At 64.3% G+C, this 10,700-nt stretch carries 11 protein-coding genes; 6 read left to right on the forward strand and 5 right to left on the reverse strand.

Annotated elements, in window-relative coordinates; genetic code table 11:
* Positions 1-466: 466 nt before the first annotated feature.
* The 5 genes from AC1D01_RS09065 to AC1D01_RS09085 form a co-directional block, all read right to left on the reverse strand.
* Positions 467-805, reverse strand: coding sequence for a hypothetical protein (locus AC1D01_RS09065; protein WP_477865716.1), 339 nt, complete (start codon positions 803-805; stop codon positions 467-469).
* An 81-nt stretch (positions 806-886) separates the two neighbouring features.
* The gene (locus AC1D01_RS09070; RefSeq protein WP_477865717.1) at positions 887-1,438 is read right to left on the reverse strand and encodes a hypothetical protein; all 552 of its coding nucleotides are present in this window, start codon (positions 1,436-1,438) and stop codon (positions 887-889) included.
* A gap of 196 nt (positions 1,439-1,634) precedes the next feature.
* Positions 1,635-2,027 (reverse strand): hypothetical protein, encoded by a 393-nt coding sequence (locus AC1D01_RS09075; protein WP_477865718.1) that lies wholly within the window; start codon positions 2,025-2,027, stop codon positions 1,635-1,637.
* Positions 2,028-3,026: 999 nt separating this feature from the next.
* The gene (locus tag AC1D01_RS09080; protein ID WP_477865719.1) at positions 3,027-4,235 is read right to left on the reverse strand and encodes a lanthionine synthetase C family protein; all 1,209 of its coding nucleotides are present in this window, start codon (positions 4,233-4,235) and stop codon (positions 3,027-3,029) included.
* 3 nt (positions 4,236-4,238) lie between these two features.
* Complete coding sequence (locus AC1D01_RS09085; protein ID WP_477865720.1) at positions 4,239-4,679, reverse strand: hypothetical protein; 441 nt, start codon at positions 4,677-4,679, stop codon at positions 4,239-4,241.
* A gap of 214 nt (positions 4,680-4,893) precedes the next feature.
* On the opposite strand from AC1D01_RS09085, the gene AC1D01_RS09090 reads away from it, so the two are divergent.
* From AC1D01_RS09090 to AC1D01_RS09115, 6 genes are all read left to right on the forward strand, one after another.
* Positions 4,894-6,438, forward strand: a complete 1,545-nt coding sequence (locus tag AC1D01_RS09090) for an FAD-dependent monooxygenase (protein WP_477865721.1) — start codon at positions 4,894-4,896, stop codon at positions 6,436-6,438.
* A 169-nt stretch (positions 6,439-6,607) separates the two neighbouring features.
* Positions 6,608-7,594, forward strand: a complete 987-nt coding sequence (locus AC1D01_RS09095; RefSeq protein WP_477865722.1) for a hypothetical protein — start codon at positions 6,608-6,610, stop codon at positions 7,592-7,594.
* Between the two features lie 27 nt (positions 7,595-7,621).
* Complete coding sequence (locus tag AC1D01_RS09100) at positions 7,622-7,996, forward strand: hypothetical protein (protein ID WP_477865723.1); 375 nt, start codon at positions 7,622-7,624, stop codon at positions 7,994-7,996.
* 58 nt (positions 7,997-8,054) lie between these two features.
* The gene (locus AC1D01_RS09105; protein ID WP_477865724.1) at positions 8,055-8,657 is read left to right on the forward strand and encodes a hypothetical protein; all 603 of its coding nucleotides are present in this window, start codon (positions 8,055-8,057) and stop codon (positions 8,655-8,657) included.
* Positions 8,658-8,676: 19 nt separating this feature from the next.
* Positions 8,677-9,297, forward strand: coding sequence for a histidine phosphatase family protein (locus AC1D01_RS09110; RefSeq protein WP_477865725.1), 621 nt, complete (start codon positions 8,677-8,679; stop codon positions 9,295-9,297).
* Positions 9,298-9,537: 240 nt separating this feature from the next.
* On the forward strand, positions 9,538-10,700 hold a 1,163-nt coding region (locus tag AC1D01_RS09115), incomplete at its 3' end, for an FAD-dependent monooxygenase (RefSeq protein ID WP_477865726.1).

Consider the following 10,700-nt stretch of genomic DNA (forward strand, 5'->3'; position numbering starts at 1 on the left):
CTCATGCGGAGAGCATTGGCGGTGGGCGGCCCGAGAGCGGTCACTGGCGACGGACCGCTCGTGCCCGTGAACGGGCCTTACTGGCATCTACACTGGCTTGGCCCTTTGCCCCCTTGGCCAGCGGTTTGCGTCGCGGAAAAGACGGGCACCATTTCTCCACGCCGATCGACTGCTCTACACCTCTTCACGCAGTCTGCTTCCTCGCCGGGAAGGAGTCCGGAGAGAAGCGACACAGCGAGCGTGACGGCAACGAACACGGCAAAGCCGGCAAATGCGGCCAGCCCTGTGCGGCGGCGTCGAGTTCGCGCAGGAAGCATCGTCTTGGTTTCTCTCGTACGGTTCAATCAGGTTCGTTCAGCGGCTCTTGAACGAAAAGTGTATTGGCTCGCTCGACAGCAGTCATCCACGAGCGGCAGGAAGTGGCCGACTGCAGGTACTCCGACAGCCGACAGAATTCCAAGCCTGATCAGTCCTTCCAAAACAAGCTCAGAACTTCAGACCAAACAGCGCCGGCTACCCCTGCCGAGAGAAACCAAATCAGCATGCGCTTCGCGATGACGCCGTATCGTGCTCGTTCATCTCGATCGAGGATCCAAGTGTGACCGAAAGGTGCATTGCCACTCCCGATGACCAGGAAGTAACTCGGCACAAAGAAAAAGCACGCCGCAGCCGCTAGCCAGAGCAGATTGCCTTCGAGCACCGAGCTGACTTTGTGATGATCCATCCACCTCTCGAATGGAACGAGTCCGAAAACGGCCCATGCACCAGCAACTGCGGCCGACCTTGGTGTTGCTTCAATGCGCATGCTTCGAGGGCTGGTGAATGTCATGGAAGGCTACCCCAAAGCAGCCCGTCACGACAGACCGCTCGTGGCCGGACTCGGTCATCAAGAGGGCGCAGCGTCACTAGCTTCGTTGCGGTATGCAATGGCACGAAGCGCTTCCGGCGGTCGCATTTCCCGGCCGGTCGGATCGAGTTCCAGCACCGATTCATGGAGTCCGCCGATGGCCGGTCCAGTCGGACGTCCGTTGGCATCGGTCTCGAACAGCGCCCATGAGACATCGCGCAGTTCTTCCAAGCCACCGGAATCCCCGCCATCGAGCAGGTAGCCAATTCGAAAGATCATGGTCGCTTGGGCGCAGCGAATCATCTCGTTCAATACGACGGGATCAACACCTTGCCTCAGGCATTGATCCAGTCCGAGTCCCAGGCCCGCGTACGGCTCCTCGGGGCGGGCGTTCGCTCGGTCGACTTCACTTCGCATCCACGATGTATCGTCGTCGCTTTCGACGTTGCGCCATGCAGCCTTCAAGAAGAGGTATCGCAGCAGCTGCGGTATGCCTTCGAGTACCTGCGAGCGCGCCCAGCTTTCGGGCTCTGACGCACCCAGACGAGCAAACAACGCGGCGAGTTCGCTCTCCGAAGCTGGGATTGGCATGACTTTCCTTGGAAGAGTTCGCGCGCAGCCTACCCGAAAGCGGCCGCTCGCGACAGGCAGCTCCTGGCCGGCTGCGACCGTTCGCCGCTCAGGCTGGCAAGTGTTGGCGCAGCCGTTGTGGACAGCGGTGCGCCACGTTGGGGATCCGTTGTGGTCATCGTAGTAGTCGACCTAGTCAGCAAGTCAACAGGCAGGGTCAGGCTTCGCCGTCAAATCTTTCGCGCATTTCGAAGTACACCCGCTTGCAGTCTTCGTAGTAGGCACGCTCGTCGTCGGCGCGATCTTGAGCATCATGGCCGGTTTGAACAGGGTCAGGTGACTCGGTCTCGACGACCTCTACAACAATCTTGTCACCGGGCTTGAGTTCGTGCGCCTCGAACCACACAAGGTGCTCATCTTGAACGTCGGGACCGCGAGAAGTGAGGCCCCCGAGTCGCAAGTCGACGTCGGTTCCTTCATCGGAGCGTCGCCCACGGGTCTCCGGGCCAAGCTGGCCGACCGCTGTGATCGTAGTCGTGAGAACACTGAGATCCGATGCGCCGCCCGTTACCGGGGATTGATCATTGAGCTGCACTCGGAACGCTAGCATCTGCGAATCCTGCGATGGTGGACGAATTTAGGAGCCTACCTCAAAGCCGACCGTCACCAAAGAATGCTCGTGGCCGATTTGCGTCAATGGCTATGCTCGCGCCCCGGCCATGCAAACATGTGCCTGCCCTTGATTTCGTCGTAGCAGCGCGAGCAGACCTCGGTATGGTTGCAGAAGGCCCTGAACCGTGGCGTCCTGTCCTGTTCCTGTGAGAAGACAAGCTCACAAGCGAAGCACCACCCCTGCTGGTCCAGTGGGTTGGAACTGTTTTCGACAAACCCTAGCGGAGAGCCTGACYGCAGGACATGACCACACACTGCGGCGGCTACAGACCGCCCGTGTCGATTGCAGTCAATCTCAAGGTCTTGGCTCATCAAAACAGGACTCCATGATTGGTGTAGCGGTGGCTGCCCGATAGCTGCCGCTCGGGGCCGACCGGTCGTGGCCGATTGCGGGCGGTCGACTACTTCGACCGCGCCGCCTTCTCGGCCCTCCACCGATCGCACATCACCGGCTTTGACCTGCCTCGRCTCGGCAATAGGGGTGGCTCCCCTTCGGCACAGATCCTTTCCTTGAGCTGCTCCGCCTCGGGGCCRGGAGGGGATGTCCTGTCGAAGAGGAACATGAAACTGAGAACGCAAGCGACCGCGATCAGCGTGTAGAACACAAGACCAAAYAGCGTCCAACCAAYCKCCTTCAAGAAGGYCATGCCTCCTCCTCATGGCGCCGCAGGCGCACGATTTCGAATGRCCCTCTGCCCGGCAGAAGACGGGACAGAGCCATTCCCACACCGGCGAAATCTCTCATGGCTATCAGCTCATCTCGTTGTGGTCGAAAGCGCTCATAGACGACCGTCAGGTTATCGCCGGTCGCCCATCCGAAAGCCGTCATTCTCGACGGGCAGCTTGTGGCCGGTTGCTGCCGGTTGCCTGTTGCGCTTCGGGCATCTGTCTGCGGGTCCACCTCCGAGGGGGGCGCAGGACATCACACAGCCGCGTTTCAAAACACGTCCAGCGTCGGGAAATCGGCGCGACCATGCAGGCAGTCCCACAGGTAGATGGCGAAGCCAAGGTCGCCGGTCCACAGCGAATAACGCAATTGGCCGTACAGCCTCGCATCGGCCTCAGTCTGCGCTATGCCGTGCATTGCAAAGGATTGCGCGCGCTGCAGCCACGTCGCATCACCGGTGCGCAGGTATAGCTTGAGAAAAGCGTAACCGTTGCCGCCGGTACCGTGGCACAAGTTGGAGCCCTTGTTCAGCGGTCCGGCGGCCCAGACCGCTTCACCTGCTGCGGCGAGCACTTCGTCCAGCGCAGGGCTCGGCAGGTCGGCCACGCAGACTATGAAGCCAGGTGCGCCGTGGCAGTATTGCATCAGCAAGGGTCTGGTGGGCGGCGGCGTCAGTACGGCGCGCCAGCTGACTTGCTGGCCTTCCCAGGTGGCAGTGCGCAGTACGGTGTTTTCGATACAGGACTGCCAGGCACCCCAATCGGCCTCGTCCAGCAAGTGGCGGCCGTGTATCAGGGGTACAGCGGTCGCCACGAAACCATGGACAGCGTCGATGTAGGTGGACTGGCGGCCATACAGGTCCTGTGTCCAGTAGTGGCAGGCAAACTCGTCGGACCAAAGGAGCTGCGACCACAGCACCGCCGCCGTGCTGCGGAACAGTTCGGCCCAGCGTGCTTCGCCGGTCCGCTGATGCAAGAAGAGAGACGCCAGCAGTGTGCCGGGCGAGCCCCACATCAGTTCGCGCGCCGGGTGCTCCATGTGGGCAGCGATCAACTCAGACAAGCGGCCCGCGGTGGCCGGCAGCGGCGTCGCTGCGTACTCGAGCAAGCGAAAGGGCAACTCCCCCATCATGAAAGAGCCTGCATGCGCAGCCGCCTCGTTACCCAGCCAGGATGTGTTGCGCGCCAGCAAGTCGGCCAGCCGTGCAGATTCGCGATAGTCGCGCTGCAAGCGAACGGCGCCCGCATCTTGCAGATAGTGAAGCGCCCACACCACACCGCAAGCGCCGTAGTAGAGCGGCGTTGCGGGCTGTGCGGTGTCTTCGCCCGGCTCCAGATCGCGCGGGTGGGGCGACCACCAGCTCTCCGGCGTGAACCGGGCTTCGGTCTCTGTCACGATCCGGCTGATGCTGCCCCGGACGCGGTCTTCGTCCCAGGGAATCACCTGCAGTGGCTCGTGGCGCGCTGGGTCGAACAACATGACTCATCCTGGATCGTTGAGTGCGGCAAGCGCCGGTTTGCCGACATGAGAGACTTTGCCGATGACGGTCCTCACGTCAAGCTTGCGGAGGATAACGTTTCGAAACGTGCATGCAGTGGAGCGCGAGCAGACCGCCGACGGCATGTCGGCCCCAATGGATCCGGTGAAGAAACGACCAGTGCCAGGCCGCGTTGCTTGCGTCGCCGCTGTCGAACAGGACGAGTCCTGCCCTGACGTCTCGGTAGGCTGGGGCAAATCCGGCAGTCCCTCTGCGTTCTCGGCATCCCATTCCGGGAGTGCGAGCGCAGCCACGTAGAGGCGCGCCAGCCAGCAGGCGGCCTGAGACGCCGGGTCCAATCCCAACGACTCGCCCTCACACCAGGAGCAGTAGCCGCGAGCTACCTCGGCGAAATCGGCAAGCGAAGTTTTGGAGGGATGCCGCATGACTGCTCATTCTCCGCGCGTTGGCGCCCGACAGCTGACCCTTGGCGACCGTCGGCTCGCGGCCGGCTACGGTCTACCAAGACTTACCATTGGCCATGCCCTTTGTCGTGCAATTTCACTCGATGCCCGGACTGCCAGACCATGATGAACACGCGTCAGAATTGACCTGGCAGCGCATCGAGAACTTCCTGCACTCCCAGCAAGCACACGAACGATGAACGAACATGCGGTGGTGATCGCCGGCGGAGGTCCGACGGGGCTGATGCTGGCAGGTGAATTGGCGCTGGCAGGCGTGGACGTCACCGTCGTCGAGCGCCGGCCCGATCAAGAACTCTCCGGTGCGCGCGCGCTGGGAATCTCCTCGCGAACCATTGAAGTACTCGACCAGCGCGGCATCGCGGATCGATTCCTCTCGGCGGGACAACTCGCACAGGTCACGGGCTTCGCCGTCACCCGTCTGGACATCAGCGATTTCCCGACTCGCCACAACTACGGGCTCGCGCTGCGGCAGAAGCACATCGAACGCATCCTGGCCGCTTGGGTCACCGAGCTCAAGGTGCCCATTCTCTACGGCCGCGACATCACGGGTTTCGTGCAGCACGACACCGGTGTCGACGTCGCACTCGCCGACGGCCAGTCAATGRGGGCGCAGTATCTCGTCGGGTGCGATGGTGGACGCAGCCTCGTACGCAAGACGGCGGGCATCGACTTCCCGGGTTGGGATCCGACCACGAGCAACATCCTCGCGGAAGTGGAAATGACGGAAAAGCCCCCGTACGGGGTGCATCGGTCGTCCGCCGGGACGTATGCCTTCGGGCGGTCGGAGTACGAGATCAAGGGCGGCGAAATCATCTACAAGGATGTTGGCCCGATTGGCGTCATGGTGACCGAACCCGACACGAATGCAATCGGCGAGCCGACGCTGCACGATCTCAAGAAACTGCTCATCGCCGCGTGCGGCACCGACTATGGCGCCCACAACCCCACCTGGATCTCCAGGTTCACCGACACGACGCGACAGGCCGCACAGTATCGCCGTGGACGCGTGTTGCTCGCCGGCGACGCCGCCCATGTTCACTCGCCGATCGGCGGGCTGGGGCTCAACACAGGCGTGCAGGATGCGGTGAACCTCGGGTGGAAGCTGGCGCAGGTGATCAAGGGGACGTCACCGGACAGCTTGCTCGACACGTATCACGCCGAGCGTCACCCGGTCGGTGCGCGCGTGCTCAAGACCACGATGGCGCAGGTTGCAATGCACCGCGAGGACGATCGCACACGGGCTGTGCGCGACATCGTGGGCGACTTCCTCAAGATGGAGGAGCCGCGCAAACGAATCGCTGCGGAGATGTCCGGGCTCGACATTCACTACGACCTCGGCAAGGGCCACCCGCTGCTCGGACGCCGCATGCCCGATCTCGACCTGGTCACCGCGTTCGGCCCGCTGCGAGTCTTCGCCCTGTTGCGTGATGCCCGACCCGTGCTGCTCAACCTCGGTGAGCCCGGGAGCTTCGACATCGCTGCGTGGGCAGATCGGGTTCAGCTCGTCGACGCGACGTACGTCGGCCCGTGGGAGCTGCCGGCCCTCGGGGTGGTCGCTGCTCCCACCGCGGTGTTGATTCGGCCCGACGGCCACGTGGCTTGGGTCGCAGGCACAGCCCGGTTGGGGCTCGTCGATGCACTGACCACCTGGTTCGGGCCACCTTGCGGTCAGCTCGGTGAACACAGCCGATCATCCTGTCGGCCGGAAGGCCCAGTTTGATCGATGCCACCCAACGCTCATCAGCACTTCGCGCCCACTTCGCAACCAGTTCATCCGCCGTCTACAGACTCAGGCCTTCGTCATTCATTGGTGACGGCCAACGCCGTCAAGTCGCATGCTTCGCACACTTGCCACCCTCACGTTGCCTTTGACGCTCGTTGCCTGCGCCGTGCAGGCACAGACCACGGTTCCGTTCACGATGGGGGGGCAGCCGCAAGGCTCCGTGCCCTTCAAGGAAACCCCGGGCTCCGTCACCGAAGTGGCCTGCTCCTTCGCGGGCAAGGGCCTGCCGCCCGACACCATCGTCATCGCGGCAGGCGGCTACACCGGCCGCAAGCTCGATTTCCAGATCGACCAGAGCGGCCACGAAGCCACGCAGTTCGACATCGCCGTCCATGCCGACAAACCGGTCGCGCTGCTGCTGGGCGCCTACGAGCCCACCATCTGGTCGATCGGCTGGTCCAAGGGCACCAAGGTCGTCGCCGTGTTCGCCACGGGATACCACCGCCAGGTGGTGGCCGGCCTGCCCAAGGGCACGCCCCTCATCGTGTCGAGCCACGAGGAACAGCAGCCGTGCGGATACGGCTACATCGGCGGCGATGGCAACCTGGGTTGGATCAATCCCAAGTCGCGCGCGGTCTTCGGTGTCGAGGCGACCCGCCTCTACAACCGCAACGTCAAAGGCCTCGTCGAGATCGTCGAGACGACGCGCCAGAAGACCGACTACGTGACCTCGCCCGACTCGCCGCCGGAGTCGTTCCGCGACAAGACCGCGCCGCTGGCCGGAACGGCCGGCCTTGAAGAGGCGATCAAGAAGGGCTTGTTGCGCCCGCTGACCGACGCGGACATCCGCATGGTCCAGCAGCACTACATCGCCAATGCCCCCGAGGGCCCTTCCGGCCTGAAGGGCGACATTCCACCGCTGGCAGGCGCGCGTGCCGACACGCCTTCGTCGGACCTGGCGCCCAAGATCGGCAAGCACCGCGCCTACGTGGTGCTCAAGCCGATGGTGTTTCCGGCGGGCCTGTATGGCGGCAACCTGGCCACCTTCGTTGTTCCGAAGGGGACCGCCGCCCCCACCGGAAACCCGGGGCACAGCACGGTCTACGACCTGAACCAGCCGTCGTCGGCGTGCCAGGGGCCGATGTGTCGTTGACGGCGCAGCGTCAAGGGAAGCACAACGATGAGATCGATCAATCGACACTTCAGGCTCGAAGGCTGGCTCATGGTCGGCACCTTTCTGGGCCCGCTCGCGCTTGGATTCGTGGCGGCCCTGGTGCTTCCCGCCGTTCTGGCCCCAGGCAAGAACTCCGTCGACTCTCCGGATGCGGCCATTGCGGCGTCAAGGCAGGCCTGGCGCTCCATCTCCGAGAAGACGAGCAAGTCGCCATTCAATCCAGCCAGCACGGCTCGATTCGAGCCCTACTCCGCAACGCTGGAAAACGGTGTCTGGGTCGTGCATGGCACCGTTGCGGCCGGCTACCGAGGAGAGATTCTCATCACGCGGGTGCGGCAATCTGATGGAGTCGTCGAGGTGACGGGCGAGCTCATCAAATGACCCGCGCCCTGACAATCATGGGCCGCTGTCCCTGACTTCAAAGAAGGTCCCCGTTCCCATGCCGATTCATCCCGCCATCCAGAGAAGACATCTTCTGTTCGCAGGTGCCACGCTCCTCGTGGGCTGCGGAACCGTGCCTCCCGCGCGGCCGTTGCTCGGCAAGGTCGCCGATGGGCGCTACCACTCGCCTCACGGCGAGTTCTCGATCGAGTTGGCCGGTCGGCCCTCTCAAGAAACCTACTTTGACGAAGGCCGCCACTTCTTCGTCGATTTCAGCTCCCGGGGCCCCATCCAGCTGGGGCTCAACACCGTCGAATGGCTCGCCCTCCCGAAACCCATGTCGAAGGACATGTTCGTCGAGGTCGCCGGCAATCTGGCCGCCGAACATGTGCGCAAACGGTTCGGCGACAACGGCAAGTTCGACATCAAGGACACGACCTGGGTGGACGACGCGGCCCAGCCGACCCTGCGGTTCGTGGCCGCCGGCACGCTCGGCCGGCAAACCTTCTTCTGGACCGGCGACGTGGTGAATTTCGCAGACGCGCTCGCTTTCGTGTCCAGTCTCAGCGCCTTCGACACCTACGTGCCGATGGCCCAGCGTGGCGCGCGAGGTGTTCCGCTGCCCCTCGTGGCCTGGCTCCAATCGATTCGCCGCCTCTGACGCTCAACCCGCCATCCACATGACTTCCATCTTCCTGATCCGCCATGGCGCCTACAACGAAGGACAGGTTGACGGCGTGGGCCCGCGCGTCGATCTCGGCCTTTCCGATGAGGGGATATTGCAGGCCCAGGCACTGGCCGACAGGCTTCGGCTCGGCCAGGAGTTGAAGGCTGACGCGCTCTATGCCAGCACGCTGCCAAGGGCTCGGCAGACCGCGGAGTTCCTGGCGCCGGCGCTCGGCCTTTCTGCCGTGCTGGAACAGAACCTGGAGGAATGGCGAAGCGGCGATGAGGTGATGGATCCGGTCGAGTTCACCACCGCCTGGCAGAGCCTGAGCGACCGAGACCGGCAGTTCCATCGCTTCGCCCCCGGCTGCGAGACCAGCATCGAGTTCAGTGCCCGGGTGCAGTCGGCACTTCACGCGATTGCCAAGAGGCACCTCGGGCAGACCGCCGTGCTCGTGGTCCACGGCGGCGTGATCCAGGTGGCCTTTCAGTACTTCTTCGGCTATGGAGACGCCACCGCCCGGCGCGCCTACCCTGCTGCCGGCCACGCATCCATCACCCACTGGAACCTGCCGATGAACACGAGCAAGTGGGTCCTGGAGTCAGCGAATGACAGGCATCATCTGAAGAAATAGAATCCGCGGCGCGCAGGCCTCCCACACCGGGACGCCTCCCCGGAACATCCCACCCATCGGTGCGGCCTATCGCCAAGCGAATCCGTCTTCGTTCCCGACCTTGAATCGTCGACCGCGTTGTTTCTCCCGCTGAAGCCGGAGACCGACGCGCTCGCCTGCTGACCCCCTCAGTTTCGTTGTTCCAACCGGCTGCGCATCGACACAGCCGCGCGAAGCTGTGCAACGGCCATCCACCACGCCATGATCTCCAGTTCCTCCTCCCGTCTTCACGACGTCGTCATCGCCGGCGCCGGACCCGTCGGCCTCTTCCTCGCCTGCGAACTCGCGCTGGCCCGGCTCGACGTGCTGGTCCTCGAACGGGCCGACAGCCCCGAGGCCCCGTTGAAAGCCCCGCCACTCGGCACCCGCGGCCTGTCCGTCGCGACCGGCGAGGCGCTCCACCGTCGAGGGCTTCTCGATGACCTGCTTGCCACCACCGCGGCTGCAACCAGCGCTCCCCGCAAAGCCCAGGCCGGCCATTTCGCGGGCATCGCGATCGATGCCGCCAGGATCAACCCGTCCCGCTGGAGGTATCACCTGCCGAACCCGGCCTCCAGCAACTTCGCGGCCGACATGGCATCGGTGGAGTCTGTCCTCGCGACACGCGCGCTCGCGCTGGGCGTCGACATCCGCCGCGGGCTCGCGGTCACCGGGTTCGATGACCGAGGCGACCACGTCATCGTCCACGCGGGCGTGCTCTCGTTCCAGGCGAAGTGGCTGGTCGGCTGCGATGGCGGCCGCAGCACGGTTCGCAAGCTGGGCAACTTCGAGTTCCCCGGCACCGAGCCCGAGTTCACCGCGTATTCGGCGCTGGTGGACATCGCCGACCCCGAGACGCTGCGCCCCGGCCGCAACGCGACGCCCGCGGGCTTCTACATGAACCAGCCGGGCCAGATCGCCATCGCCGACTTCGATGGCGGCGCCTTCGACCGCTCGGAGGCGATCACGCTCGATCACCTGCAGGCGGTGCTTCGCCGCGTGTCGGGCACCGATGTGACGCTGTCCGCCGTCCACCTCGCCACCAGCTTCACCGACCGTGCGCGGCTGGTGATGGCGTACCGCCAGGGCCGAGTACTGCTCGCCGGCGATGCGGCGCACATCCATTCCGCACTCGGCGGCCAGGGCCTGAACGCGGGCCTGGGCGATGCGATGAACCTCGGCTGGAAGCTGGCCGCCACGGTCCGCGGCACAGCACCCGCCGGGCTGCTCGACACCTACCAGGCGGAGCGGCACCCGGTGGGGCAGTGGCTGCTGGACTGGACGCGCGCGCAGGCCGCGATCATGCGGCCGGGCCCGCAGGGGCGCGCCCTCGAAAGCATCCTGCGCGACCTGGTGAACACGCCCGATGGGGCCACCTACTTTGC

This window comes from Rhizobacter sp. P3_B12 (assembly GCF_056402895.1).